General features: G+C 37.1%; 24 protein-coding genes, 1 pseudogene and 2 other annotated features. Of the genes and pseudogenes, 17 read left to right on the top strand and 8 right to left on the bottom strand.

From position 1 onward, the window contains the following. The first annotated feature begins 44 nt into the window (after positions 1–44). Both ACYVEC_RS08470 and ACYVEC_RS08475 read left to right on the top strand, forming a co-directional pair. Complete coding sequence (locus ACYVEC_RS08470; protein ID WP_063224581.1) at positions 45–956, top strand: DMT family transporter; 912 nt, start codon at positions 45–47, stop codon at positions 954–956. A 76-nt stretch (positions 957–1,032) separates the two neighbouring features. Beyond that, positions 1,033–1,428, top strand: coding sequence for a PH domain-containing protein (locus ACYVEC_RS08475; RefSeq protein WP_098555443.1), 396 nt, complete (start codon positions 1,033–1,035; stop codon positions 1,426–1,428). 24 nt (positions 1,429–1,452) lie between these two features. Here ACYVEC_RS08475 and ACYVEC_RS08480 read toward each other — a convergent pair whose 3' ends face one another. Then, positions 1,453–1,851, bottom strand: a complete 399-nt coding sequence (locus tag ACYVEC_RS08480) for an Ig-like domain-containing protein (RefSeq protein WP_063224579.1) — start codon at positions 1,849–1,851, stop codon at positions 1,453–1,455. 163 nt (positions 1,852–2,014) lie between these two features. After that, entirely contained in the window at positions 2,015–3,487 is a 1,473-nt protein-coding gene (gene putP, locus ACYVEC_RS08485) for a sodium/proline symporter PutP (RefSeq protein ID WP_098555444.1), read from the bottom strand. A gap of 306 nt (positions 3,488–3,793) precedes the next feature. After that, positions 3,794–4,031: a binding site (T-box leader), on the top strand. A gap of 42 nt (positions 4,032–4,073) precedes the next feature. Beyond that, positions 4,074–4,318: a binding site (T-box leader), on the top strand. 52 nt (positions 4,319–4,370) lie between these two features. On the opposite strand from putP, the gene trpE reads away from it, so the two are divergent. From trpE to ACYVEC_RS08535, 10 genes are all read left to right on the top strand, one after another. Further along, positions 4,371–5,789, top strand: a complete 1,419-nt coding sequence (gene trpE, locus ACYVEC_RS08490; RefSeq protein ID WP_199677675.1) for an anthranilate synthase component I — start codon at positions 4,371–4,373, stop codon at positions 5,787–5,789. Then, positions 5,786–6,373 carry an anthranilate synthase component II gene (locus ACYVEC_RS08495; RefSeq protein WP_275718911.1) on the top strand — a complete coding sequence of 196 codons (588 nt, stop codon included), beginning with the start codon at positions 5,786–5,788 and terminating at the stop codon, positions 6,371–6,373. The genes trpE and ACYVEC_RS08495 overlap by 4 nt, the downstream gene beginning before the upstream one ends. Continuing rightward, on the top strand, positions 6,370–7,395 hold the full coding sequence (gene trpD, locus ACYVEC_RS08500) for an anthranilate phosphoribosyltransferase (RefSeq protein WP_063224575.1): 1,026 nt from the start codon (positions 6,370–6,372) through the stop codon (positions 7,393–7,395). The genes ACYVEC_RS08495 and trpD overlap by 4 nt, the downstream gene beginning before the upstream one ends. Position 7,396: 1 nt before the next feature. Continuing rightward, complete coding sequence (trpC, locus tag ACYVEC_RS08505) at positions 7,397–8,158, top strand: indole-3-glycerol phosphate synthase TrpC (protein WP_063224574.1); 762 nt, start codon at positions 7,397–7,399, stop codon at positions 8,156–8,158. Beyond that, on the top strand, positions 8,155–8,769 hold the full coding sequence (locus ACYVEC_RS08510; protein WP_199677673.1) for a phosphoribosylanthranilate isomerase: 615 nt from the start codon (positions 8,155–8,157) through the stop codon (positions 8,767–8,769). Before trpC ends, ACYVEC_RS08510 begins: the two co-directional genes overlap by 4 nt. Next, entirely contained in the window at positions 8,766–9,959 is a 1,194-nt protein-coding gene (trpB, locus tag ACYVEC_RS08515; protein WP_098555447.1) for a tryptophan synthase subunit beta, read from the top strand. Before ACYVEC_RS08510 ends, trpB begins: the two co-directional genes overlap by 4 nt. A 3-nt stretch (positions 9,960–9,962) precedes the next feature. Next, positions 9,963–10,739, top strand: coding sequence for a tryptophan synthase subunit alpha (trpA, locus tag ACYVEC_RS08520; protein ID WP_460506150.1), 777 nt, complete (start codon positions 9,963–9,965; stop codon positions 10,737–10,739). Positions 10,740–10,812: 73 nt separating this feature from the next. Then, the gene (locus tag ACYVEC_RS08525; RefSeq protein WP_063224570.1) at positions 10,813–11,172 is read left to right on the top strand and encodes a DUF4029 domain-containing protein; all 360 of its coding nucleotides are present in this window, start codon (positions 10,813–10,815) and stop codon (positions 11,170–11,172) included. 115 nt (positions 11,173–11,287) lie between these two features. Continuing rightward, positions 11,288–12,787, top strand: coding sequence for an L-lactate permease (locus tag ACYVEC_RS08530; RefSeq protein WP_063224569.1), 1,500 nt, complete (start codon positions 11,288–11,290; stop codon positions 12,785–12,787). A gap of 91 nt (positions 12,788–12,878) precedes the next feature. Then, on the top strand, positions 12,879–13,562 hold the full coding sequence (locus ACYVEC_RS08535; RefSeq protein WP_275718907.1) for a YukJ family protein: 684 nt from the start codon (positions 12,879–12,881) through the stop codon (positions 13,560–13,562). A gap of 14 nt (positions 13,563–13,576) precedes the next feature. On the opposite strand, the gene ACYVEC_RS08540 is transcribed toward ACYVEC_RS08535, so the two are convergent. Then, on the bottom strand, positions 13,577–14,410 hold the full coding sequence (locus ACYVEC_RS08540) for a hypothetical protein (protein ID WP_063224567.1): 834 nt from the start codon (positions 14,408–14,410) through the stop codon (positions 13,577–13,579). Between the two features lie 197 nt (positions 14,411–14,607). Between ACYVEC_RS08540 and ACYVEC_RS08545 the strand changes: the two genes are divergently transcribed. Continuing rightward, a complete protein-coding gene (locus tag ACYVEC_RS08545; protein ID WP_460506154.1) occupies positions 14,608–15,393 on the top strand; it encodes a zinc ribbon domain-containing protein in 786 nt (261 codons plus the stop codon). A 19-nt stretch (positions 15,394–15,412) separates the two neighbouring features. Next, a pseudogene (locus tag ACYVEC_RS08550) lies at positions 15,413–16,646 on the top strand (TcaA 3rd/4th domain-containing protein). Positions 16,647–16,690: 44 nt separating this feature from the next. Here ACYVEC_RS08550 and ACYVEC_RS08555 read toward each other — a convergent pair. Then, the gene (locus tag ACYVEC_RS08555) at positions 16,691–17,122 is read right to left on the bottom strand and encodes a hypothetical protein (RefSeq protein ID WP_063224565.1); all 432 of its coding nucleotides are present in this window, start codon (positions 17,120–17,122) and stop codon (positions 16,691–16,693) included. 200 nt (positions 17,123–17,322) lie between these two features. Between ACYVEC_RS08555 and ACYVEC_RS08560 the strand changes: the two genes are divergently transcribed. The 3 genes from ACYVEC_RS08560 (at position 17,323) to ACYVEC_RS08570 (ending at position 19,804) form a co-directional block, all read left to right on the top strand. Further along, positions 17,323–18,657: a CoA-disulfide reductase gene (locus ACYVEC_RS08560; RefSeq protein WP_063224564.1), complete on the top strand. Its 1,335-nt coding sequence runs from the start codon at positions 17,323–17,325 to the stop codon at positions 18,655–18,657. A gap of 101 nt (positions 18,658–18,758) precedes the next feature. Continuing rightward, entirely contained in the window at positions 18,759–19,247 is a 489-nt protein-coding gene (locus ACYVEC_RS08565) for a GNAT family N-acetyltransferase (RefSeq protein ID WP_063224563.1), read from the top strand. Between the two features lie 146 nt (positions 19,248–19,393). After that, positions 19,394–19,804, top strand: a complete 411-nt coding sequence (locus tag ACYVEC_RS08570) for a DUF3908 family protein (RefSeq protein ID WP_098555452.1) — start codon at positions 19,394–19,396, stop codon at positions 19,802–19,804. Between the two features lie 30 nt (positions 19,805–19,834). On the opposite strand, the gene ACYVEC_RS08575 is transcribed toward ACYVEC_RS08570, so the two are convergent. The 4 genes from ACYVEC_RS08575 to odhB all read right to left on the bottom strand — a co-directional run bounded on the left by ACYVEC_RS08575 (position 19,835) and on the right by odhB (position 26,642). Continuing rightward, entirely contained in the window at positions 19,835–21,376 is a 1,542-nt protein-coding gene (locus tag ACYVEC_RS08575; RefSeq protein ID WP_460506158.1) for a SagB family peptide dehydrogenase, read from the bottom strand. Between the two features lie 15 nt (positions 21,377–21,391). Beyond that, positions 21,392–23,341 carry a TOMM precursor leader peptide-binding protein gene (locus ACYVEC_RS08580; protein WP_098555454.1) on the bottom strand — a complete coding sequence of 650 codons (1,950 nt, stop codon included), beginning with the start codon at positions 23,339–23,341 and terminating at the stop codon, positions 21,392–21,394. Then, positions 23,338–25,257 (bottom strand): putative thiazole-containing bacteriocin maturation protein, encoded by a 1,920-nt coding sequence (locus tag ACYVEC_RS08585; protein ID WP_460506160.1) that lies wholly within the window; start codon positions 25,255–25,257, stop codon positions 23,338–23,340. Before ACYVEC_RS08585 ends, ACYVEC_RS08580 begins: the two co-directional genes overlap by 4 nt. Before the next feature lie 125 nt (positions 25,258–25,382). Continuing rightward, positions 25,383–26,642 carry a 2-oxoglutarate dehydrogenase complex dihydrolipoyllysine-residue succinyltransferase gene (gene odhB, locus ACYVEC_RS08590; protein ID WP_063224558.1) on the bottom strand — a complete coding sequence of 420 codons (1,260 nt, stop codon included), beginning with the start codon at positions 26,640–26,642 and terminating at the stop codon, positions 25,383–25,385. Between the last annotated feature and the right edge of the window lie 103 nt (positions 26,643–26,745).

Here is a 26,745-nt window from a genome sequence, read left to right on the forward strand (position 1 = left end):
TATAATGAAGTGGGATTTTTGACAGGTGAGAGGGGAGACAGGATTTGAAACAAGAAAAATCAATCGCACTACCATTGGCTATTTCTATAATTGCCATTTCCTTTGCAGCAGTTTTTGTAAAGATGTCCTCAGCACCATCTTCAATATTAAGTATGTACCGCTTATGGATTATCGTATTTATTATGCTGCCTATCGTATGGAAAAAAAGAGAGGAATTTAATAGGATTCAAATGAAAGATTGGGGCTTTTTAATTGGATCTGGTTTCTTTTTAGCACTTCATTTTCTTTTATGGTTTGAATCTTTAAAGCATACAACAGTTGCTAGTTCGACGATTATTTTAGCGCTTCAACCGATCATATCTTTAGTTGGGGGGTTTTTCTTATTTAAAGAAAGAACAACATACTCAGCTATTGCGACAATGGGAATTGCGATACTAGGCGTAATGTGTATTGGGTGGGGAGATTTAGGACTAAGTGAACAAGCAATTTATGGAGATATATTATCCTTTTTAAGTGTAATAGCGGTTGTCGGTTATTTATTTATCGGGCAAACGACAGTAAAGAAAGTATCACACTGGATTTACAGCTTTACAGTCTTTACATTCGCAGGTATTTTTATGGGGATTTATAATATAGTGTTGCAAGTACCTTTTACAGGTTATACGAAGTGGGATTGGACCGTTTTTCTTTTACTTGCGGTTGTGCCAACAGTGTCACATGTAATTAATAACTGGCTGTTAAATTATGTAAATGCAACGACAATTTCAATGAGTATTTTAGGAGAACCTGTTGGAGCATCTATACTTGCGTTCTTCTTACTTGGAGAAAAATTAAATGCAATGCAAATGATCGGTAGCATGCTCGTATTGTTTGGTGTATCTGTTTTCTTATTACAGCAACAAAAGCGAACAGCAAAAAATGTCGTAAACGAGCCGGTGTATACACAGGAATTATAGTGTTAGGGGAGAAAAGAGAAGTTGTGATACTTCTCTTTTTGTTTTATAGAAATACGGGTATAGAAGGGGGAGGGAAATGGAATTTCCATCAAAAAAAGATACATGGTTATATCCAATTTTTTTCATTGTTTTGGGTGCTTGTTTTGCGCCAATTTTTGTAGGGAGAGAATATTTTCTTTTGCTTTTTACGATTCCATTAGCAATATTGTTTAGCTGGAGTTGGTTTTCAACAAAATATATTGTCGGGGAAGAAATAATTACGATTAGATCGGGTCTCGTTACAAAACGTATATTTATACGAGATATAAAACAAATTTCAAATACGAAAAATCCAATAGCAGCTCATGCTTTATCATTTGACCGACTTGAAATTGTTTACTGCACACATAAAACAGAAATTATTTCTCCTAAAGATAAGAAACAATTCATCAATTTAGTTAAAAGTAAAAATCCACACATTGAAACAAAGTAAAAGAGTGGTTTCGTAGCCACTCTTTTACTTTGGATTTGTCATATAAGGTTGTACATGAATGATACAAAGGTCACGGAATTTGCCTTCAGCAGTTGTGACAATTACGACTGCTCTTCCGGCACTTTTTCCAGTAATCGTTACCGTATCACCTTTTGGATACATCGTGATGACATCAGCATTCATATTTGTCCAAATAAGTTCTTTATTCGTTGCTTGCACTGGCAAAACGGAAGCTGATAACTCAATGCTTTGTCCCGTTCTTACTTTCAACTTATTTTTTTCCATATGAACACCGATGACTGAAATAACAGAAGGAGCAATTGAAATTTTAGGTGGATTAGGTTGTATGTTCAAACAAGACGCAGAAGTATTTGTGATAGGTGAAAATTTTCGTGTTTGTTGTTGCTGGAAAGCTGCTAACATGTTGGAGTCCCCTTTCTGTATAAGTGCTGATAGTATTACTATAAAGGAGTAGTGTTATGTTTAATTTAACGAAACATAAAGAAATTGTTAAATTCGAACAGAAGATTGTCGAACTTTGATAAAAAGAAAGCTCTGCTGATACGATAACAGCAGAGCTTTCCCTTTATAGATTATGTTGTTTTTCAAAATCCTCAAATTGTTTTTCAACTTCTTTTGAAGGTTGCGTTAGTAAACTAACAATTATGATCACTAGTAAACTAATAGCGAAACCAGGAATCATTTCATATAAGAAGTCTTTTAAGAATTTAAATTGTGTCCATATAATAACAGTCGCAGCACCAGAAATCATGCCAGCAAGTGCGCCCCATTTTGTCATGCGTTTCCAATATAAGCTTAATAAAATAGCAGGTCCGAATGAAGAACCAAATCCAGCCCAAGCGTATCCAACAAGAGCTAAAATCGTATCATTTTGTTTAAACGCTAATGCACACCCAACTAATGCAATAACAAGAACAGCCATACGACCGACAAATACAAGTTCTTTATCAGAAGCAGAACGTTTAAAGAATGTACGATATAAATCTTCTGTTATAGCACTAGAAGTAACGAGTAACTGAGATGAAATTGTACTCATAACCGCTGCTAAAATCGCTGCTAATAAAAATCCAGTAATAAGTGGATGGAATAAAATAGTGCCAAGTTCAACGAAAATCGTTTCTGGATCAGAAAGTTTTAAACCTGCTTTTGAATAGTATGCAATACCGATAAGGCCAGTAAACATAGCTCCAGCAACAGAGAAAATCATCCAGCTCATACCAATGCGTCGTGCGCTTTTAATTTCTTTCACAGAAGAAATCGCCATAAAACGTACGATAATATGTGGTTGTCCAACATAACCAAGGCCCCATGCGAATAATGAAATAATTCCTAATACAGAAGTGCCTTTAAAAATATCTAATAATGCCGGATCGATAGATTTAATTGTTTCAAATGCTGGACCAAGTCCATTTACGTGCATAATTGTTACGACTGGAACAAGAATAAGAGCGACTACCATAATGATTCCTTGCACGAAGTCTGTCCAACTTACAGCTAGAAATCCACCAAATAATGTGTAAGCTACGACAACTCCACCAACGATAAGAAGACCAACATGGTAATTGAGTCCAAATGAATTTTCGAATAATACAGCGCCAGAGACAAATCCTGAAGCTACATAAAACGTGAAAAATATCATAATAACAAGTCCAGATACTAGGCGTAGCATATGGGATTTGTCGTGGAAACGGTGTTCCAAAAATTCTGGGATAGTAATAGAGTTGTTTGCAATTTCAGAGTAGGTACGTAAGCGAGGAGCGACATAGATCCAGTTTGCGTATGCGCCTAATGTGAGGCCGATCGCAATCCAACTACTACTTAATCCAACGCTAAACATTGCACCGGGTAAGCCCATTAAAAGCCAACCACTCATATCAGCTGCTCCAGCACTTAATGCTGTTACTGCGGGGCCTAGTGTACGCCCGCCAAGCATATAATCTGTTAAGTTGGACGTTCGTTTATAGGCGAAATAGCCAATTACTAACATCCCGAGCATGTAGATAGAGATTGAAGTTAAAGTTAACATCTGCGTACTCATGTAGTTCCCCTTCCTTTTGTCATGTCTTTTGATGCGTTATGCATATTTATAATCTATCATGATTATTCTGAAAAATCCATACAGAAATATGAATTTTCAGAAATGTAAGCGTTTTTTGACGTCATTTTACTTTTTTAATATATAACATTCAGACAAAAAAACTTAATTTTAATAGAGTATTTATTATATTTACATAAAAAGAGGTTGTTTTGTCAATATAATATTGAAAGGAGAGAAAAATAAAATTTTTTAAAAAGTATTGACTTGTGAAAAAAGTTAGGTCTATAATGAGTGCAACTTAAAAAAATGCAAGCGTTGATGAAGAAGAGTACACATGATGAACATGTCAGAGAGCTGATGGTTGGTGCGAATCAGTATGGAATTGATGTGGAATGGGCTTCGGAGCTTCCAAACCGAAACGAAAGAAGTAGGCTTTGGCGACATGATCTCATCGATACAAGAGACACGTATTGTTTTTGATACGGTAAAGTGCGTTACGTTCGTAACGAATTAAGGTGGCACCACGGGAGTACCCGTCCTTTCTATAGGATGAGTACTCCCTTTTTGTGTATAAAAAATTAAATAAATGAAATCGTTTAAGTAAGAAGAGTACGTATATTGGAGACGTTACAGAGAGCCGGGGATAGGTGGGAGCCCGGTGCGGTGCCATATGCGGAATGGGCTTACGAGAGGTATGCTGAACAATTATTTTCAGTAGGCAACCCGGGTTCCGCCGTTACAAGGATAAGGTATATATTTTGTACCTGAATAAAGCGGGATGCTTTTGCGTCCAACATGAGGTGGTACCACGGTAAACTTATCGTCCTCTACATATTTTTGATATGTAGAGGACTTTTTTATTTTTCAGGATGAGGTGAAAGACATGATGACAAAAGAGGAATTTATAAAACAGAAAGAACAAAGAAAAACATTTTTAGTAATCGCTGAAGAAGAAGGAGATAGCATTACGCCAATTTCTTTATATAGACGTATGAAAGGTAAGAAGAGGTTCTTATTAGAAAGCTCACAACTTCATCAAGATAAAGGACGCTATTCTTACTTAGGATGTAATCCGTATGGTGAAGTGAAAAGTATCGGTACAGAAGTGGAACGAACGATTTACGGTCAAACAGAAGAATTGCAAGGTAACGTACTACAATTGTTAGAAGAAGTAATCGCGTCAACACAAGTAGACAGTCCACTTCCATTTTGCGGAGGAGCAGTTGGTTATATTGGCTATGATGTCATTCGGCAATATGAAAATATAGGCGTGGATTTACACGACCCATTAAATATTCCAGAAGTACACCTTTTACTATATCGTGAGTTTATCGTATATGACCACTTACGCCAAAAATTATCATTTGTATATGTATGCAGGGAAGATGATGTAGCTTCTTATGAAGAAGTATACGAAAGGCTACGAGCATACAAAGAGGAATTGCTACAGGGAGAAGAAGCTGAAGTAACTGAAATAAAATCAACATTATCATTCACTTCTTCTATAACGGAAAAAGAATTTTGCGCGATGGTAGAAACGGCGAAAGAACACATTCGAGCCGGGGACATATTCCAAGTCGTATTATCTCAGCGTTTGCAAAGTGAATGTATTGGTGATCCTTTCGCTTTATACCGCAAACTGCGCATTGCAAACCCATCACCATATATGTTTTATATCGATTTTCAAGATTATGTTGTACTCGGTTCTTCGCCAGAAAGTTTGTTATCAGTAAGAGACGAGAAAGTGATGACGAATCCAATTGCCGGTACGAGGCCGAGAGGGAAAACGAAGCAGGAAGATACGGAAATTGAAAAAGAACTGCTAGAAAATGAGAAAGAGCGAGCGGAGCATATGATGCTTGTAGATCTTGGGCGAAACGATATTGGTAGAGTGAGTGAAATCGGTTCAGTTACGATAGATAAATATATGAAAGTAGAAAAATACTCTCACGTTATGCACATTGTATCTGAAGTTTACGGAACATTGCGAAAACGGATGAGTGGATTTGATGCATTAGCGTACTGCTTACCGGCGGGGACAGTTTCAGGCGCACCGAAAATTAGGGCAATGGAAATTATAAATGAACTAGAGAATGAAAAAAGAAATGTATATGCCGGTGCAGTTGGATACGTTAGTTTTTCTGGAAATCTTGATATGGCGCTTGCCATTCGAACAATGGTCGTAAAAGATGAAAAAGCATACGTTCAGGCAGGAGCGGGTATCGTTTACGATTCAGATCCAGTAGCTGAATATGAAGAAACATTAAATAAAGCGAGAGCGCTTTTGGAGGTAATGAAATGATTGTACTGATCGATAATTATGATTCATTCACATATAACTTGTATCAATTGTTAGGGGAATACGAAGAAGAAATTGTAGTCGTAAGAAATGATGAAATAACGATAGGGCAGTTAGAAGAGATGAACCCAAAAGGAATTGTGCTTTCACCAGGACCAGGAAAACCAGAAGATGCTGGGATTTGTATTGATGTCATCCGTCATTTTTATAAGAACGTTCCCATATTAGGTATTTGCCTTGGTCATCAAGCAATTATATCGGCATTTGGAGGAGAAATTGTTAGAGCGGAACGCATTAAACATGGAAAAACATCACGTGTGAAACATAATGGGACTTCAATCTTTTCATATGTAAAACAGCCATTAACGGCGATGCGCTATCATTCGCTTGTTGCAGCACAAACGAGCTTGCCAGAGTGTTTTGACATACTAGCGACAGCGATGGACGACGGAGAAATTATGGCAGTTCGTCACAATTATTATCTGCTCTTTGGATTACAGTTTCATCCGGAATCAATCGCAACAGAAGAAGGCGGAAATTTAATACGTGCCTTTTTAGGCGAAGTGAAAGAGGAGGAAAGAGTATGAATAACTATCTTCGTAAATTAGTGGAGGGGCAACATTTAACAGAAGAGGAGATGTATAGAGCAGGGCTTCTTTTATTAAATGAAAATATATTGGAAAGTGAAATTGCAGCTTTCTTAGTCTTACTGAAAGCGAAAGGTGAAACAGCAGAAGAAATATACGGTCTTGTTCGAGCTCTTCGCGAAAAGGCATTACCGTTTTCGAATCATATACAAGGTGCGATGGACAATTGCGGGACAGGTGGTGACGGTGCCCAAACGTTTAATATTAGCACAACATCGGCATTTGTACTGGCGGGATCAGGTGTAAAAGTTGCAAAACATGGTAATCGTGCTGTTTCTAGTAAAACAGGAAGTGCGGATTTATTAGAAGAACTCGGTGTAAATATTAGTAGTACGCCAAACGAAATTGATTATTTATTAGAGCATGTCGGAGTCGCATTTTTATTCGCACCAGCGATGCACCCAGCATTAAGGCGCATTATGAAAATAAGAAAAGAATTAAATGTTCCGACGATCTTTAACTTAATAGGCCCTTTAACAAATCCGGTGAATTTAGAAACACAATTTGTCGGCATTTATAAACGAGATATGTTACTACCAGTTGCACAAGTATTACAGAAACTAGGAAGAAAACAAGCACTTGTCGTAAACGGAAGTGGATTTTTAGATGAAGCATCATTGCAAGGAGAAAATCATGTTGTTATTTTAAAAGATAATGAAATAGTAGAAACGAGTATTGAACCTGAGAAATATGGTTTTCCAATAGTGAAAAACGAAGAGATAAGAGGTGGGAATTCGAAAGAAAATGCAAAGATTACGCTTGGAGTATTAAGCGGAGAAAAGAGCGTCTATCGCGATACTGTTTTATTAAATGCAGGTCTGGCCCTTTTCGCAAATGGAAAAGCAGAAACAATTGAAGAAGGAATTAAACTCGCAGCACATAGCATTGACTCTGGAAAAGCATTAGCGAAACTAAACTTATTAATTACAGCAAGTAATGAAAAATTAGAAAGGGTGAATTAAAGTGGGGACGATTTTAGACAAAATTGTAGACCAAAAGAAAACGGAAGTTGCGGCATTATATGAAACGTATACACCAATAAAAGAAAGTAGAAAGACACATTCACTTGTAGAAGCATTACAGCAGTTTACTGTCATTGCAGAAGTAAAGCGAGCATCACCATCAAAAGGAGATATTAATTTACACGTTGATGTACGAAAACAAGTAAAAACATATGAAGATTGCGGCGCAGGAGCAGTTTCGGTTTTAACAGACGGACAATTTTTTAAAGGATCTTTTCATGATTTACAAACGGCAAGAGAAGAAAGTAACATTCCTCTTTTATGTAAAGATTTCATAATCGATAAGATTCAAATCGATAGAGCGTATGAAGCTGGTGCAGATATTATTTTACTAATCGTAGCCGCTTTAACGAAAGAGAAATTAAAAGAGCTGTATAGCTACGTACTAGAAAAAGGATTAGAAGCGATCGTTGAAGTTCATGATGAACAGGAATTAGAAATTGCAATCCAATTAAATCCACACGTTATTGGTATTAACAACCGTAATTTGAAAACATTTGAAGTCGATTTAGGCCAAACAGAAAAGCTTGGAACACGATTAAATGAGGAGAAATTACTTTGGATTAGCGAAAGTGGTATCCATTCAAAAGAGGATATTATTCGTGTTAAAAAAGCAGGAGCAAAAGGTGTATTAGTTGGAGAAGCGCTTATGACATCATCTTCTATTCGCACTTTTTTTGAAGATTGTAAGGTGAACGTATGAAAGTGAAAATTTGCGGGATCACTGATATGAAAACGGCAAAACGTGCTTGCGAATACGGAACAGATGCACTCGGATTTGTTTTTGCAGAAAGTAAGCGAAAAATCCCTCCAGAGCTAGCGAAAGAAATCATTCAGGAGCTTCCAGCAAATGTGTTAAAGGTCGGTGTTTTCGTAAATGAATCAGTTGAAGTAATTCAAAAAATTGCAGATGAGTGCGGGTTAACACATGTGCAACTACATGGGGATGAAGATAATTATCAGATTAGAAAATTGAATATTCTGTCTATAAAAGCGCTCGGAGTAACTTCAGAAGAGGATATGAAAAACGCTCAAACATATGAAGTGGATTATATATTGTTTGATAGCCCAAAAGAAAAGTTTCACGGAGGAAATGGAAAGAAATTTTCATGGGAACTACTTGCACATATGCCAAACGAGTTGCGATCAAAAACGATATTAGCTGGTGGATTAAACATCTCTAATATAGAAGAAGCAATTCGAGCTATTCAGCCATATATGGTGGATGTGAGTAGTGGAGTAGAGACTGAAGGAAAAAAAGATCTAAAGAAAATAAAACAATTTATTATAAAAGCGAAGGAGTGTTCCAAATGAACTACGCATATCCAGATGAAAAAGGACATTACGGTATATACGGAGGACGATACGTTCCAGAAACGTTAATGCAATCTGTATTGGAACTAGAAGAAGCATATAAAGAAGCGATGCAAGATGAAGCGTTCCAAAAGGAATTAAATCATTATTTAAAAACGTACGTAGGGAGAGAAACACCGCTTTATTTCGCTGAAAATATGACGAAGTATTGCGGCGGTGCAAAGATTTATTTAAAACGTGAAGATTTGAACCATACAGGAGCTCATAAAATTAACAATACAATCGGTCAGGCACTTCTTGCAGTAAGAATGGGTAAGAAAAAAGTTGTCGCTGAAACGGGGGCAGGACAACACGGAGTTGCAACAGCTACTGTATGTGCCCTTCTCGGAGTAGAATGCGTCATCTTTATGGGAGAAGAAGATGTGAGACGTCAAAAATTAAATGTGTTCCGGATGGAATTACTCGGAGCGAAAGTAGAAAGTGTAGCGGCAGGTAGCGGTACATTAAAAGATGCGGTGAACGAGGCGCTTCGCTACTGGGTTTCACATGTGCATGATACGCACTACATTATGGGATCCGTTCTCGGACCGCATCCATTCCCGCAAATTGTCCGAGATTTCCAAAGTGTAATTGGGAAAGAAACGAAAAAACAATATGAAGCGTTAGAAGGAAAGTTACCAGAAGCGGTCGTTGCTTGTATTGGCGGTGGTAGTAATGCGATGGGAATGTTTTATCCGTTCGTACACGATGAAGAAGTTGCTCTTTACGGCGTTGAAGCAGCTGGAAAAGGCGTTCATACAGAAAAACATGCAGCCACTTTAACGAAAGGAAGTGTCGGTGTTTTACACGGATCGATGATGTATCTTCTGCAAAATGAAGAAGGACAAATTCAAGAAGCTCATTCTATTTCAGCAGGACTAGATTATCCAGGCGTTGGACCAGAACATAGTTTATTAAAAGATATTGGGCGTGTTTCTTATCATTCGATTACAGATAATGAAGCGTTAGAAGCATTTCAATTATTAACGAAAAAAGAAGGGATTATCCCAGCGTTAGAAAGTTCACATGCTGTTGCATATGCATTAAAATTAGCTCCGAAAATGAAGCAAGATGAAGGACTTGTCATTTGCTTATCTGGCCGTGGTGATAAAGATGTAGAGAGTATAAAACGTTATATGGAAGAGGTGTAAAAAATGGGAGTAGAAAAAATTAAAGTAGCGTTTGAAAATGGTAAAAAAGCATTTATTCCGTATGTAATGGGTGGAGATGGTGGCCTTGAAAAACTAAAAGAAAGAATTCGATTTCTAGATGAAGCAGGGGCAAGTATCGTTGAAATTGGCATTCCATTTTCAGATCCAGTTGCAGACGGTCCAACGATTCAAAGAGCAGGAAAAAGAGCGTTAGATAGTGGTGTAACAGTAAAAGGTATCTTTCAAGCGCTAGCAGAAGTAAGGAAAGAATTACAAATTCCATTTGTACTCATGACATATTTAAATCCAGTACTTGCATTCGGAAAAGAACGATTCATTGAGAGATGCTTAGAGGCCGGTGTGGATGGTATTATCGTTCCAGACTTACCGTATGAAGAACAAGACATTATTGCACCGCTTCTCCGCACTGCAAATATCGCTTTAATCCCACTCGTTACCGTTACGAGCCCAATTGAGCGAATCAAAAAAATTACGAGTGAATCAGAAGGGTTCGTCTACGCCGTTACAGTAGTGGGCGTAACAGGAGTACGTCAAAACTTTAAAGATGAGATTCATAGTTACTTAGAAAAAGTAAAATCACATACGCATTTACCGGTAGTGGCAGGGTTCGGTATTTCAACAAAGGAACATGTAGAAGAAATGATTACAATATGTGACGGTGTTGTCGTTGGAAGTAAAGTTATTGAGCTTTTAGAAAATGAAAAACGAGAAGAAATATGTGAATTAATACAGGCAGTAAAACAAAAAGAAGAGGCATGAGTCTCTTCTTTTTGTTTTGAGTAATAAATGTTAAAATATACAGAAAATACATATAATTTAGAGGTGAGAAGGCATGCTAAGACGTAAACTACTATATCTACTTTTAACTGTACCACTATACGCTTGGCTTATTAGCATGACGAAAATAGAGTTGATGGCTCTATTTTTAGGATATGTATTCATCTTTTCCAACTTAAATCGGATTCAAGAGCAATCTATTTTAGAAATATGTATATTTTCGATTAGTATAGAATTATTTAGTATCGTTTCGATTGTATTATTAAATGAATTATTCAGATGGATTCATTCATTTGAATTAATGAAATTTGGGAATATTGTAATGCAAGCAATATGTGTTTATATTGTATTTGTTGTGTTAGGAAAAATAATTGGGAAGCAAACAGTTTTTCAGGATAATAGAAAATGGGAGTGATTCAAAAAGGAGCTAAACAGCTCCTTTTTTGAATCTGTTGTAAAAACAATTGAAAAATATGACATCTGTTATATAATAGTTAAAAATTGTATTTTAAATGAAATGAGATGATAACATGGCCATATTGTTGGCACTTATCCCAATTATGATGATTTTCATTTGTTTATTTTTATTTAAACAAACGTCATTAAGATCCTCGTTAATTTCTTATGCGGTATGTGTTGGAATCGTTTTACTCTCGCCAACGTTTCAACTAGGGATAAGTGAAACTGTGCACGCAACGATTAAAGGATGGTTAATTTGTTTTATTGTCGGGTACGTTTTATTTTTCGGTATTTTTTTATTTCACCTCATGAACAAAATGGGGTACATCGACCAAGTAGCACGTTTTCTAGAAGAGGTTACGCATGATCGTTTATTACAAATGCTTCTTATGTGTTTCGGTATTTGCCCACTAATTGAATCAGTAAGTGGATTCGGAATCGGCTTTATGGTTGCAGCACCTATTTTTCTTTCATTAGGTTATAAACCGTTTCAAGCTGTACTGCTCTCTTTTATCGGCTTACTAGCTAGTTCGTGGGGCGCAATGGCAACTGGTACGATTATTGGTTCGCAGCTTATCAATATGCCGCTTACAATACTTGGTACAAATACAGCACTATTAAGTATCCCAATGTTTGCTTACTTCGTCATTCTCTCTTTACACGTTGTTGGCGGCTGGCAAGCGGTTATAGAAAAGTGGAAGGAAGGACTTGGTTTCTTTCTATTATTTTCTCTCGGAATCTATCTGTCTAATGCGTACGTAAGTGTTGAACTAGCAGGTATATTAAGTTCTATCGTTACCATTACATTTGGCTTTCTTATCATTAAATTAAAAGGAAAAAGTGGGCAAAATCTAATGACAGAACATGCTGCGGCAACGGAGAGAGAAGTATCTATTATAAAAATTATTAGCCCTTATATATTCTTAACCGTTTGTATTTTGCTTTCTCGCCTCGTTCCAGCATTCCATGATGTATTCAGATCATATGCGGTTCTTGATTTAAAATCATACTCTTACAAATTAGAAATGCTGTATTCGCCAGGGTTTTGGCTCGGTATGACTTGTTTATTTACTATTATTTTCTTCCGCATTCCATCTAATATTATGAAACAATCACTCTCACAAACGATAAAACAATGGATTCCTTTTGCTATTACGACGACAATGTTTATCGCCATTTCAGAACTAATGGGTGCATCTGGCATGCATTCATTACTAGCAAAAACAGCTGGTGAAACATTTGGAACATTTTTCGTTTTCGTTGCTCCATTCATCGGTGGTATCGGTGGCTTTTTAACAGGTAGCAATGCAGGATCAAATGCGATGTTCATAAAACTACAAATGCAAACCGCGCAAAACGTAGCACTCCCGTGGCAATACGTCACAACACTGCAAAACACCGCATCGTCAGTAGCGACAATCGCTTGCCCGTCACGGATTACACTGGGGGCGTATTTATGTAACATACCATATCGTGAAAATGAACTATTAAAGAAGACGACGTTAATGATTTTTGGAGCGGTGTTACTTATAGTAGTGGAAGTTATTTTCTGGTATATGTTGAGAAATTAAAAAATCTTCCTAACATAGGAGGATTTTTTTTGTGATTGGATAATGTTTTAAATATGAAAAGCTTCTACTAAATGAATAGGAGATGAAATGTATGCCCTTAAAAAACTACGGTGTGTTAAAAGGTACAGTTATACAATCAAAGATTGGAAAAGGGAAAACACCTCATTATCAAGTTCATTTACAAGATGAAGCAGAAGTAGATTACCGTATTGCAATTAACGTAAAGTCGCAAAGTTATCCGTCAGAAGTTTTATATTTTGCGAGTAACGATATTAGGTCAGAGGCGATTCATATTTTAAAGACATTGCCATTTGGTTTTACAGAAATAAAAAACAATGAGCCAGAATTAGCTTTAGATTATGTAAGAGGTAATTTATTTGATTCGAAACAAATGATTCCTTTACCTGCTGAAAAAGCAGGAGTAGATAATGATTTAAATGAAAAAATAGAACGTTATATAAAACGAGCAATAGAAGAAATAGCAATTATTTATGCGTTTGGTGAAAGATGGGGACCAGAAGAAAATACACCTGATTCTTACTTTCATTTTGAACCAGGAAACGGGATACACGATATTCATATGAATCAAGGGAACGTAGAGAAATGGAAAGGTGATAATGGTATATGGCAAGATGGAGGCATACTCATTCACTTTGAGAAGGAAGAAAAATGGATCGGTATCTTTCTTGCCTTCCAATCACAGTCATGGTGTACGGATGAAGAGGGGCATGCTCGAGTTCCGGTTGAGCATTGTGATTATAAGAGAAATAATTAATAAGAAGAGGGCGTTCAAAAAGAACGCCCTCTTCTTATTTTAGAAAACCCAAAACTAACAAGTGTAGAAATACAAGAGAAAAGCAGTGCCACGCTAGAAAACGCAATGAGGTACATATTATATTTCATAACCTGTCCAATTAGCTGGTTACTGTCGTACTGAAAAAGTCCTGCTATTATATTGAATAAAAATAACACGATAAACATGACGATGACACCGTCTATGGATCCTTTAATGTCTGGTTTACTTAAAGCGATATGTGCAGAAATACAAATGGCGATAAATAAAAATAACCAAAAGGAAGGATTTAATAAGTTGCTTATTGTAAATAAGCTTTTCAACAATACAAACGTCGACAAGAGCATGTTTTGAACCATTTCTATATTAATAGAAGTAGAAGCGATTGTCTTTTCGAGAGTTGTATTAAATAAGAAATATGAATCTGGTACGAAATAGCGCATTAAAAGGATTAATGCTGTAATACCCGAAATAATAGGACCAATTCCAATGAAGAAGTTCCCAATTCGTTGATATACACTTTTTTGATTGTATTGATGTTGTACGTAACCTAAAGCACCTTGACTTGTATCTGTTGGGAAAAACTGCGTTGCTACAATTTTATGACGAAATAGTACACACATAATGGCATGTCCAAGTTCGTGAATAGGGACACCAATCCACGCTGTTAAAAGGAATCCTTTTCTTCCGAAAGCTCTCGACCAATACATTCGTGTGAGAGATTCTAAATAGCCTAATAGAAATCCGATTACAATAATAATGCCAATTAAAGAAAATAATTGGATTACGCTTGTAAGGAGTATTTGAACAATTGAGTTTACAAATTCCATTGTTTTTCATCCAATCTGTTAAAAATGTTATTTGCTCTGTTTCATAATAGCATTATTTCTCAAGATTGCTAGCATATATATTTTCTTTTGAACGAAGGATTTCATAATCTTTTTCTTGTAGTCATGTTTTATGTCCAAAGTCATATATTGAATTTGTAACACCCTATACGGTATATGCTTAAAGGAGGGATGAGAGAATGAAATGTTCGGCGTGTCATACGGAAAATACAACAGAGGCAAGGTTTTGCGGGAATTGTGGACATTCGTTAAAGGAAGAAGTAGTGGTAAGTAGTGGCCAAGAAGAAGAGCCGGAACAAGCGCGTGTAGCACAAGCAAAGGAAACTCGACCGAATGAAACGGTAGAGCAAGCGAAGCGATTTGCGAGTGGGTATTTTCAGTTTTTTAAACATGCTTTCAAAGCACCGACAGCGATTATGAAAAGCGGCAAGGTTGAAGTACGAAATGGAATTGTAAGTCTTGTTCTTATTTGTTTTTTAGGGGCATGTATTTTTTATAGAATGATGAGTGCTGCAGCAGCTGTTACGAAAACATTTGCACCAGATATACCTACTCCTACATTCTTTTTGGACTCTGTAACGGTCTTTTTATTTTTATTAATTTTAACTTTATTTGTCGGATTTATTATTTTTGTAAGTGGGAAGATGATGAAATCATCTTTTTCGTTTCTTGAAGTATTCGGTATATGGGGAACGATAGCGACGCCTGCTATTGCTATATTAGTACTTTCTTTTCTGTTTAGCTTTTTATTAATCTTTTTCTTACCAATCTTATTAGGTCTGGCTACAACGTATATGTCAATTAGTATAATTGTAGCTATAGTAAAACTAGATAACGGCGGATTAGATCCTATTTACACACTTCTTATCGCAAATGTTTTAATCGGAATTGCAACATTCATTGTACTGTGGTCTTACATTAGCACGATAATTCAAGCCTTTACACAGGGATTAACTGGCTTCTAATGAAAAGGTGGTTGAATGGATGAATGGATGTACAAAGTGTGGGACTCAGTTTGAAGACGGTGTTCAATTTTGTCAAAACTGCGGGATGAAGAGGGGAAGTCCAGCAGTAAAGAAGAACATGAGCGGTGGTGCAAAGATTGGCATTACGCTGTTAGCGCTATTTGTTATAGCGAGTGTGGGACTGTATTTGTATGGATCATCGTATTATAAGCAGGCGGCACAAGTGGACCGGGTGATTAAGATTTTACAAGAGAAGGACGGGGAAAAGTTAGTGAAATCGTCACAGCAGATGATCCATCAGTTACTGTAACGAGAGAGAGTTTAACGCCTCTATTTTCATATATAAAAGAAAATCCATCCTACGTGAATGAATTGAGAGAACATTTGAGGATAGGTGAAAAACAAGGGAACGGAATCGAAAGAGCAGATTTTTCGTTAACGAAAGACGGAAAGTATTTCTTTTTATTTGATCGGTATAAATTGAAAGCGAAGACGTATTATACGACGTTGCTTTCAAATGAAAAAGGTACAACTTTAAAAATGAACGGAAAAGAAATTGATAAAACAGATGACAAAAAGTTTGAGAAGCAATATGGACCGTTTCTTCCAGGAAATCAAGTATTTCAATCAGAATATAAAAATGACTATGTAAAACTATCACGTGAGGAAAAGGTTGTACTTATGAAACAAAGCCAAAATAACGTAACGATAGATTTAACGTTGCAAGGACAATATATTACAGTGCAAACGAACGTGCCTAGTGCGACATTATATGTGAATCAAAAGCCAGTTACAGCGCTGGTGGGAGAAGAAATTACGTGGGGACCGGTAGCGACTGATGGAAGTACGACAATTTATTTAGAGCGAAATGGAGAAAGTGGACGGGAAACGACAAAAGTAGAAACGGTAACAGCATTTTCAACTTATAATCTTCCATTCCAAAAGAAAAGTACAGAAAAAACAGTTGTTTACAATGTACTCCGCCAGCTACGACTCAGTATGTATATAATGGCTTCATCTTTCCTGATAGTGATATTCGAAAATTAACGAGTGGGGACTTAGCATATTTATCGAAAGAACAATTGAAAATAGCGAGAAACGAAATATACGCAAGACATGGACATATGTTTCAAACGAAAGATATGCAAGCGTATTTTTCAAAACAGTCTTGGTATAGAGAAAATCCGTATTATACAGGAAAGCTAACGGATATTGAATCTTATAATGTTGAACTCATTAAATCAAGAGAATAGAACACGTGAAAAAGGTACAGTGCATAACTGTACCTTTTTTATAGTTATTTATCTGAACCAGGATCCCTTGAGAAAAAGATGTGAAAGAGAAATGTGACTTTACTTGATCCTCCAGATGTACTAGCTTGTATATGGGATAAAGGACCACACGTTAAAGCTGCCTCGGAATGGGGTGGTACGACTATTTTGAGCGCATGATCTGATTCTGGTGAAGCAGTAACAGTTATTGTATCGTCAGAAAAGTTTAGAATTTTAACAGAACCGACTGGAAAGATGGACTTGCCAGCATGTGATGCTGAAGCGAATTGGGTAGCTTTCCATATATCTTGCGCAAACGTATCATCGTTAGATAACCAAGCACGAGCGCTGTATATTGTTGCATTAATGGAAAATTCTTGGTCAAGGGAGAGGGCGGGTTTCGGTTCTTTTGGTTCTTGCGGTTCATCTGGAAGCTGAGCGAGAAGGCCGGCGCACATGTATGTTTCACCTACTTTCAATTGTTACTGTTATAGCATATTAAACATGTTGTTTATAAGACACGACGGTTACCTATTAAAGTATAGGTTTGTGCACCAAATTTGAAGATGAAATTATCTTTCTTTACAATAGAAGTAGGTGTTATTTCTATAAAATATGGAAAGCGTAAAGAGTATGTAAAAAAAGAAGGAGTGGTAAAGTGAACTATGTCATTATTGGCGGAGATGCAGCTGGTATGAGTGCAGCTATGCAAATTGTTAGAAACGATGAAAATGCAAATGTTGTGACGTTAGAAAAAGGTGAAATTTATTCGTACGCTCAGTGTGGATTACCGTATGTCATTAGTGGTGCTATCGCTTCAACGGAAAAATTAATCGCGCGTAATGTAAAGACGTTTCGTGATAAATACGGAATTGATGCGAAAGTACGACATGAAGTAACGAAAGTAGATACGGAAAAGAAAATGGTGTACGCAGAGCATACGGAGACGAAAGATGTTTTTGAATTTTCGTATGACCGTTTATTAATTGCGACCGGAGTACGTCCTGTCATGCCAGAATGGGAAGGACGAGAGTTACAAGGCATTCATCTTTTAAAAACAATTCCGGATGCTGAGCGCATATTAAAAACGCTAGAAACGAATAAAGTTGAGAATGTAACCATTATTGGCGGCGGTGCAATTGGGCTGGAAATGGCAGAAACATTCGTCGAACTTGGTAAAAAAGTGAGAATGATTGAGCGAAATGATCATATCGGTACGATTTATGATGCAGATATGGCGGAGTATATACATAAAGAAGCAGATAAACATCATATTGAAATTTTAACGAATGAAAATGTAAAAGCGTTTAAAGGGAATGAACGAGTAGAAGCAGTTGAAACTGATAAAGGAACGTATAAAGCAGACCTTGTTTTAGTATCTGTTGGAGTGAAGCCAAATACTGATTTTCTTGAAGGAACAAATATACGTACAAATCATAAAGGGGCAATTGAGGTAAATGCATATATGCAAACGAATGTGCAAGACGTATATGCAGCTGGTGATTGTGCGACACATTACCACGTTATAAAGGAAATTCATGATCATATCCCGCTCGGAACGACTGCCAATAAACAAGGGCGACTTGCTGGACTGAATATGCTTGATAAACGAAGAGCCTTTAAAGGAACGTTAGGTACAGGCATTATTAAATTTATGGATCTGACGCTTGCAAGAACAGGCTTAAATGAAAAAGAAGCGAAAGGGCTACATATCCCATATAAAACAGTCAAAGTAGATTCGACAAATATGGCGGGCTATTATCCAAATGCAAAACCACTTTACTTGAAATTACTCTATCGCTCTGACACAAAACAATTATTAGGCGGACAAGTAATTGGAGAAGAAGGCGTAGATAAACGTATTGATGTGATCGCAATGGCACTTTTCAATAAAATGAGCATTCACGATTTAGAAGATGTCGATTTAAGTTACGCACCACCATATAACAGCGTTTGGGATCCAATTCAGCAAGCGGCAAGACGAGCGGAATAGCACTTTTTAAGTGCTATTTTTTTCGTTAAAGGGTAATCATCATTTTTGTCGAATGGAGAGGATTGGGAAATAGTTACATACAGGGAAGGGGATCATTAAAAATGGGTGTAACACTTCAAACAGTTCAAGAATCAGAAAAAGAAATATTACGTAATTTGTATGCACTATATCTTCATGACCTCTCTACATTCACTCCTCATATAACGATTGGGACAAATGGATTTTTTGAATACGAAGATTTGCATATGTTTTGGGTAAATGATGGAATTACTCCGTATTTTATTAAAAGTGATAATGATATTGTAGGATTTTTATTACTACTGGAACGTCCATTCTTAAAGAAGGAAAATGACTTTGGTATTAATGACATTTTCATATTGAATCAATACAAGGGGAAAGGAATCGGTAAACAAGTTATTAAGAATGTACTAAAAGAGAAACGAGGACAATATTTCGTTATCGAACTTGTGAAAAATATACCAGCAGTTTCTTTTTGGAAGAAAGTATATAGGGAGCTAAACATCGAATTTGATGAGAAAACACAGTTAATCGATGATGAAGAATGTCTCGTTCAAACGTTTAAAATATAATGAGATGGATGCTCCTAGTATATTACTTTGAAATTTAACTTTATTTTGAATATACCGTTCACCCTTGAAAACATAGTACATATGGCTTATATTGTCATATAGTATTTATTTTTAAATAAAGCAATGAACGAACCAGGGGGCACAGTATGGCAATTAACATGAAAACAATCGAAGAATGGATTGCTGAATCAAACGCAAGACATGAAGAAGACTTTGGAAATGTTGTTGAAGAGATGAAAGAAGTATGTGTCGGACTTGATAATGCGACATTAATTTATACGAAAAATGTATTTTGTTTCGGTAAGAAAGTAGAAGTATTGTTCTTCTTCCAAGACCATGTCGTGATCGGACAAGAAAAAGACGAATATATTGAAATTGAAAAGTTAAAGTATGATGCCATTACACATAGCAACTTAAAAACAAATGACAAAAATACAACGTTAGAACTAAAGTTTGCTAACGGACAAGCTATCAATTTAGATAGTTTAAATGATAACTACGGTACGAAAAATTGGTTATTTGCAAGACAAATTAAGAGTATCTTTAAATTAATCTAGTAAAAAAGCACGCCGATAGCCGGCGTGCTTCTAAATACGTAAATCCCCTTTTAACCAATTCCGCGCTCGATAGGCTCCAACAGGAATTTGAATAAGTGACGTTTCATTTCCAGCATCTATCCTGTACAACTGATCACATGAATTTGTATCAAAACTAAGTAAAGGATGCCCGCCCATCCCCATCGCGGTCGCTGCAAAAACGAGTTTATGAACGAGTATACCAGCCTCCATTTGGTGAATACGGTATCCTCTATAGCCTAATGCGCGTGTATAGTAATCTTTCTTTCCGATTACATGTAGGCAAAGCGGTACTTGAAAAAGGCTTACGTTATCCATCGTCATGCTGGATTGAAGGGGATAACGAAGATCTCCGTATCGTATAGGTTGTATGGAATGAGTTTTACTGTTATAAGCGTAAGCACCGTTTTCTATATCTTTTACGTTATAAAAACATCCATATAATGAGACACGTGCATTTTCATTTATATACTTACCATCAAGGTCGTTGTAATAAGGGAAGGAGAGTCTCGCTTCTTGTAGTAAAGTAGCTAGACTGGTTGCATCCCATTTCGTTAAAATAAAGTCAGCATCAGGGGAATACCGTTGTTTACAAAGTTGTAAGAAATCGTATGATAACCGCTCTACTTTCGGTAGCTGTACAGCGTGCGCATTATGTTGAGAGCGCTCTTCATGAGCGAATGTTTGGAAGTGTGCTGTCGATTCAATCATAGAAGCTTCATTTATTTTTGATATCATTGGATATTCATCTACATGTTTTGAGCGAACGAGATGTTCATGTGCTAACGGCGGAATTTGCTGCAACAGGTCATGAGAAGTAACTGTTTTATTTTCACGGTAATCATTGTGAAACCAATCAGTTTGTAGTTCTGTACTTAAAGGAACAACAGCATACACGCTTTCTTCACTTTCTGACAGTCCGAGTAAATGATTTATTGCACGGTCTAAAAACTGAAAATATACGCCATTTGTGTAACCAAATTGCTTGGCACATTCCAGTAATTGGCCGATGAGAACACCACTATCTAATCCTTGAAGACGATATGAAAAATTATTGTATTTAAAGAAATTTTTCCAAAACATGGTGGATACAAATGCAGCACCAAAACAAGACTGTATGTTACAACGATTGCCAAGTGCTTCTGTAATATAAGAGTCGAAATTTCCTTCGCGTAGTAAGATAAGTCGATGATGTGCGACGTCGTAATGGTAAATGCCGTATGGATAATCGTCAATCTTTAAATATATATACAATTCATTTGGATATAAAGCACCGCCTGAAGGAATAGACCTTCGGAATAAAATTTTCTTGCTATTTAGTTGGCACAATTGTGTTAAACCAAATGAATACCAAAGGTAATGACCAATTTCCTCCAAAGTAGGTGTAGTAGAAGGGTTAGGTAAAGATAATGGGATTTCTAAAGAGAGAGGAATTGCAGGTACATTTCGATATATTTTATAAGGAAGCGGTGCATCTTCCCAATCCACTTCATGATTTGGCATAATTTCATCAATAGAAAAATGGAGATGATGTAAAAAAGTATCTAGCTGCATGAAATCCCTCCTTTACTATGGAAACGGATGCGGATGTGGATTTAATTGTTCATTCGTTAAAGGTTCGGCTGTATATCCAAGTGTCATCGGTACAGTATAAACTCGGTCCAGCCCTGTAATCCGGGTGAGATGGTGACCGAACGTCATCGGTAACATGCCAGGGATAATGACTTTTACACAATGTAATCCGTTCTTTTCTATAAGGGGTACGGTTTGATCTACAACGATTACTTCAAGATCAGATTGATGCAAACGATTTACAAGTTGATGAAGATCGGATGTTAAATCTATATCAAACGATTGTAATACATTCATTTCTTGGAACGTTTGTACTGGTGCATCGTCACGTAAAAGAAAGTGAAGACGTTCTTCTGCTTCTTTCAATCCGTACAGCATACTATGGTCTTCCATTTTATTTACGAGATAAGGGTCTTGTAAGCAGTTTTCGTAGTGCACTCTTTTTTGTTCGAGTTCATCGTCTGTTATTAGTAACATGCCCGCTATTTCATGAATGGCACTCTTTAGAGCGCGAATTGGGTCTAAATGAGAGCCTCCTGCACAAACAACGTTCATTCCGTTTTTACGCGTATTTTTCGCAATTACCCATAAGCTCGGAATGCCATGTTCCATCGTCGCATTAAAGGTGTGTAATTCATATCCAGTAATCGTGTACAGCCGCTGAATCATTAATTGTAATTCCGTATCATTTGCTGAATCAAGATCAAGGCGGGGAAGAGGTAATTCTGTATACCAAGTGAGCAAAAAGGCGTCACGCTCTACAATTTCTAAAATGCCGTGAAAAATTGCTTCTTCTAAACTACCACCAATGGCACATCCATTTGATGTTTCATATACGAAAGCATCTCGATGACCAAGGCTATAATAAGCAATTGATTCAGGAACTAAAATTGGCCGGTTTTGTGATAATGAATATCCCCAGACCCAGTTTTGGTCATAGTCAGGATCAAACGGTTTAAATGGAAAATTATCACGATTGTAATGTTCGTTTGTATGTACACCGAGTGTGATAGGGTTCAGTGCGTGATCCTCTACATCATGAAAACTGCCGTGTACAGTTGTCTTTTTCCCGCGCGGTGACATACCACAATATCTTTCTAAACCTTCTAAAATAGCAGTTGCTTCACTTATTGCAAATGAATGAGTTCGACCTGCAACGCCTTCATTTCCAAACATTAACGGCATGTTTATAATAACGTCAGCAAACGGCAATAAAGAATGCTGCATTTTTCCGTTCAGCATACCGACTCGGTAATCTAAATAATCTTTTGTTAAAAATGTGTTGAGTTCATGAATCGAACGACAGCGATATGTCGCATCACTTGTTTTTAAGCTCGGTTGTAAAGAAATCTCTGCTGCATCTGCCGTATCATCAGGTAAATTGCTACATACAGGACAGAGCGGATCTGGAAGAAAAGAATGCCGCGTACATTGCAGTGTTTGTAAGTTGAGTAAAAGGAGTTTATTTTCTAATGAAGAATGGTTATGAGTTAATATTTTCTCTGTTTCTGCACGAATAAGATGACACATTTGCAGAATGCCATTTTGAGTGGCGCGTACATCGCGCCTCGTCAAGTTCTCTTCTTTTACTGCATATTTCCGCTTTAGTTCCCACATTTCTTGTTGATCAAATCCAGCGATAAAGCGTCGTCCATCGGCGCAATTGGTACATCCCTCTGCAAGGGGATGAATGTAAGGACCGATAATACCTTCACCAAATGAAGTAAACGCACGTAGCCACGGAATATGATTGGAACGAAAAATTAGCTCAGCATCATGATGAATAGTAGAAGGAGAGCCGTCATGTAATACGAGAGCAAGGTTGATATTTTCAGGGAGTTCGTTTGCAATTGTATGTTGGCGAGTGATGGAATATTGTTCGCGCAATTGATCATGTACATAGTCTGCAAGTAGGCCATCTCCTATAAGCAATATATTTTGACTCATAGACCGTCCTCCTTTGCAATTAATACCCCGTACACACCATCTAGGTTTTCTTTCAAAAATGATTCAATCGCTAAATCAAACACGAATGGATAAAATTTATGTTCTTCTAAATGTTGTAAGGCAAGCTGTAAAGATTGCACACTTGGAGTTCCTTCTTCCGCTTGTATTTCCACTCTAAAAGAATCTGTGTCATATAAAATAATAGATGATTCAGGCAAAATATTAGCTCTGTAAGGAGTTTCTTCATTTTGAATGTGAAGAAGTGATAGTTGTAGTGCGTTTCGTAACGCTAACGTCATATTTATATTAGATGCACCGTACCATCGATTATTTATACCGATCCAAACGACTGGGAAGCTGAGAATCTCTTCACCCATTGCTATTTTAGGAGTTTCATGAATTGTAGTGAGGGCATCGTAATAAAATCTACAATGTTTATCATGAATTTCAGTTAAATCGATTGTTGTAATCTCTTCTAGCATATGTGACTGCCGTTCATACAATTTGTTATTTAAATGTTGTTGTAGCGCCCGGTATACACCTTCTGTCATCGTTTCTCCAGCACCAATACCGATATCATTATGTTCAGGAATAAGGCGGTGCATAATTTCCGCTACGTATGTTTCAATTCCTGCTAAACCAGCTTCTCGTCGCGCTTCATTATGAGTTAATCCGCCGAAAGTCATAAGAGGCAGGAGGGAAGTAGGCCCATCTGATAGTGGGGTAGCTACTTGAATACTGCATTGTGATAACGGTAATTGATATAAATCTTGTTCATCCCACACATGGAATATACCAGCTTCTTTAGAAGTTAATGAATCGAAAAACCGGAATAAATCAGTTGAGGTATGTTGGTTGGACCGATGCTCAAGTGTTTCAGAAAGGTTTTCTATCGTATCAATTGTAAAGCTTTCATCAGTTGCGAGAGGATGTTTTATAAAAGGATGCCATGTACCTTCAAGTGTTTCATAGTTTAATAAAAAGAATTGTGGATTCTTTTCTCGATGTGAATCATCAGCAACATGTTTAAATAATTCAAAAACGATTATATTTGCTAACATTGCAGATGTAACTGGTGAAAATGATGCTGATGAATGTTCATTTTGTAAAGCTGTTTCATGTAGCCGATGCCATGCGGATTCCCAGCATTCTTCACGATTAGCTGTTACGACAGGACCAGATATACCAAGTGTTGATAAACAGACGGCAGGTATGAAGTTCTTTCCTATTTCCTTGCAAATTGTATGAACTGCTCTTAGGCCATCAATATCTCCATTTTGAGAAACGTACAAAATCCAGTCGAAAGGTTCGAACACTTCATGCAGGGGACGATCAATTGTCGTGTCTATTTCTTCAACAAGTACAGTATCATCTACTTCATGTGCAAGTTCTACTAGCTCGTGAATACGGTCGTAATTCGTTTCCGCATAATCTGTCACAAGGTAATGAAATGTAGGTAATCCGGATTTTAATAAAGAAGAAACTAAGGAGGTAAGCATATCTCCAGAACCAATTATAAGTACATTCGCAGTGCGATACGTTTCAAATTTTAAAGCGCCTGAATGGGAATCAGCTTCTAGAAATTCAATTTGCGAAGCATACCTGTCAAGTAATGCACTGTTTAATTCATGAGGTGCATCTTGGCTTACATCACGGACAAACCCATTTGTATATAAAATCTCTCCAATTTCAAATACACGATTTTGATAGGGAAGAGGGAGACCATCCGTTATTTCTGCTAAAGAATAATTACCGTTAAACATTGGCATTAATTTTTCGATCCAGCTATAAATTCCATCACCGTCCATGCGAAATGAACTGGCGTTATTTCGAAAATAGACACCCCCGTTTGAGTCGGGGAGGAAGAAAGTATCCTTATTTACTTTAAGTTTTGCATGAATTGGAAGGTTACGCATTTTAATCCTCCTTACGTTTTAGGCATACGTTATTAGCTTATGTCATGCAATTTGTCCCGTATGAACGCAATAAAAAAAGGCTGTAGAATGATGTATTCTACAGCCTGTAATAGATTATTAATCTATCAACCTTCTAATAATAATGATTTTGGATCTTCAAGCATATCTTTAACAGCAACAAGGAAGCTAACTGCTTCTTTACCATCAACAATACGGTGATCGTAAGATAAAGCGATGTACATCATTGGACGGTTTTCCATACGCTCGTTATCAATTGCAACTGGACGTACTTGGATTTTGTGCATTCCTAAAATACCGACTTGTGGGCTGTTTAGGATCGGTGTTGACATTAGAGAACCGAATACACCACCGTTTGTAATTGTAAATGTACCACCTTGTAGTTCTTTTAATGAAAGTTTGTTATCGCGTGCTTTCATACCTAAATTACGAATTTCGCTTTCGATTTCAGCGAAGTTTAATTGGTTAGCATCGCGTACAACTGGAACAACTAATCCATCTGGAGCTGCTACTGCAATACCGATATCATAGAATTTTTTAATGATAAGCTCGTCGCCTTGAATTTCAGCATTTAATAATGGGAATTGTTTTAATGCTGCAACAACTGCTTTTGTGAAGAATGACATGAAACCAAGACGTACATCATGTTTTTTCTCGAAAGCATCTTTACGCTCTTTACGTAATTCCATGATTGCAGTCATATCAACTTCGTTAAATGTTGTTAACATTGCAGATGTTTGTTGAACTTCTACAAGACGTTTTGCAATTGTTTGACGGCGGCGGGACATTTTCACGCGCTCAACTGGTTTTTCGAATTCCGTTTTTGCAACTGGAGCAGGAGCTGGACTTTTTGGAGCAGCTGGTGCTTCTTTTGGTGCTGCAGCATGAGCTTGTACATCGTGTGGTCTCACACGTCCAAGTGGATCTGTGCTACGTACGTCGTTTAAGTCGATTCCTAATTCACGAGCCATTTTTCTAGCAGCTGGTGATGCGATAGGACGGTTTGTATTTGGTAAACCTTGTAGAGTTGCAGTTTGCTCAGCACTTGGAGCTGCTGCTTTCGGTGCTTCTGTTGTTTCTTGTTTTGGTTGCTCAGCCAATGGAGCAGGTGTACTTACTGCAACTGGTGCTCCGTTTGCATCTAAAATTGCGATAGTTGCGCCAACTTCAACCGTATCCCCAGGTTCGCCTAGTAATTTCGATACAATACCTGAATCTTCTGCAATGATTTCTACATTGACTTTATCAGTTTCAAGCTCAACAACGCTGCCACCTTTCTCAACTTTGTCGCCTACGTTGATAAGCCATTGTGAGATAGTTCCTTCAGTAATAGATTCTGCAAGCTCAGGTACTTTAATTTCGATCATTTTAAATGTCCTCCCCTTATTTGCCTAACGGTGTGTTTTTTCTTCTTTTGTCTTCGGTAATCTCCATTTGTTAGCCTGACCTTGGGCAGAATATCTGCCCAAG

Source organism: Bacillus sp. MN7755, assembly GCF_054771475.1.

What these genes read in the sequence shown, in the direction of transcription:
- ACYVEC_RS08540 (WP_063224567.1), bottom strand. Translation starts at nt 14,410, where the DNA reads ATGGAATTTGTAAACTCAATTGTTCAAATACTCCTTACAAGCGTAATC.
- ACYVEC_RS08535 (WP_275718907.1), top strand. Translation starts at nt 12,879, where the DNA reads ATGCCCTTAAAAAACTACGGTGTGTTAAAAGGTACAGTTATACAATCA.
- ACYVEC_RS08495 (WP_275718911.1), top strand. Translation starts at nt 5,786, where the DNA reads ATGATTGTACTGATCGATAATTATGATTCATTCACATATAACTTGTAT.
- trpE (WP_199677675.1), top strand. Translation starts at nt 4,371, where the DNA reads ATGATGACAAAAGAGGAATTTATAAAACAGAAAGAACAAAGAAAAACA.
- putP (WP_098555444.1), bottom strand. Translation starts at nt 3,487, where the DNA reads ATGAGTACGCAGATGTTAACTTTAACTTCAATCTCTATCTACATGCTC.
- ACYVEC_RS08575 (WP_460506158.1), bottom strand. Translation starts at nt 21,376, where the DNA reads ATGCAGCTAGATACTTTTTTACATCATCTCCATTTTTCTATTGATGAA.
- ACYVEC_RS08480 (WP_063224579.1), bottom strand. Translation starts at nt 1,851, where the DNA reads ATGTTAGCAGCTTTCCAGCAACAACAAACACGAAAATTTTCACCTATC.
- odhB (WP_063224558.1), bottom strand. Translation starts at nt 26,642, where the DNA reads ATGATCGAAATTAAAGTACCTGAGCTTGCAGAATCTATTACTGAAGGA.
- trpD (WP_063224575.1), top strand. Translation starts at nt 6,370, where the DNA reads ATGAATAACTATCTTCGTAAATTAGTGGAGGGGCAACATTTAACAGAA.
- trpA (WP_460506150.1), top strand. Translation starts at nt 9,963, where the DNA reads ATGGGAGTAGAAAAAATTAAAGTAGCGTTTGAAAATGGTAAAAAAGCA.
- ACYVEC_RS08525 (WP_063224570.1), top strand. Translation starts at nt 10,813, where the DNA reads ATGCTAAGACGTAAACTACTATATCTACTTTTAACTGTACCACTATAC.
- ACYVEC_RS08475 (WP_098555443.1), top strand. Translation starts at nt 1,033, where the DNA reads ATGGAATTTCCATCAAAAAAAGATACATGGTTATATCCAATTTTTTTC.
- ACYVEC_RS08530 (WP_063224569.1), top strand. Translation starts at nt 11,288, where the DNA reads ATGGCCATATTGTTGGCACTTATCCCAATTATGATGATTTTCATTTGT.
- ACYVEC_RS08565 (WP_063224563.1), top strand. Translation starts at nt 18,759, where the DNA reads ATGGGTGTAACACTTCAAACAGTTCAAGAATCAGAAAAAGAAATATTA.
- ACYVEC_RS08580 (WP_098555454.1), bottom strand. Translation starts at nt 23,341, where the DNA reads ATGAGTCAAAATATATTGCTTATAGGAGATGGCCTACTTGCAGACTAT.
- ACYVEC_RS08570 (WP_098555452.1), top strand. Translation starts at nt 19,394, where the DNA reads ATGGCAATTAACATGAAAACAATCGAAGAATGGATTGCTGAATCAAAC.
- trpB (WP_098555447.1), top strand. Translation starts at nt 8,766, where the DNA reads ATGAACTACGCATATCCAGATGAAAAAGGACATTACGGTATATACGGA.
- ACYVEC_RS08555 (WP_063224565.1), bottom strand. Translation starts at nt 17,122, where the DNA reads ATGTGCGCCGGCCTTCTCGCTCAGCTTCCAGATGAACCGCAAGAACCA.
- ACYVEC_RS08585 (WP_460506160.1), bottom strand. Translation starts at nt 25,257, where the DNA reads ATGCGTAACCTTCCAATTCATGCAAAACTTAAAGTAAATAAGGATACT.
- ACYVEC_RS08510 (WP_199677673.1), top strand. Translation starts at nt 8,155, where the DNA reads ATGAAAGTGAAAATTTGCGGGATCACTGATATGAAAACGGCAAAACGT.
- ACYVEC_RS08545 (WP_460506154.1), top strand. Translation starts at nt 14,608, where the DNA reads ATGAAATGTTCGGCGTGTCATACGGAAAATACAACAGAGGCAAGGTTT.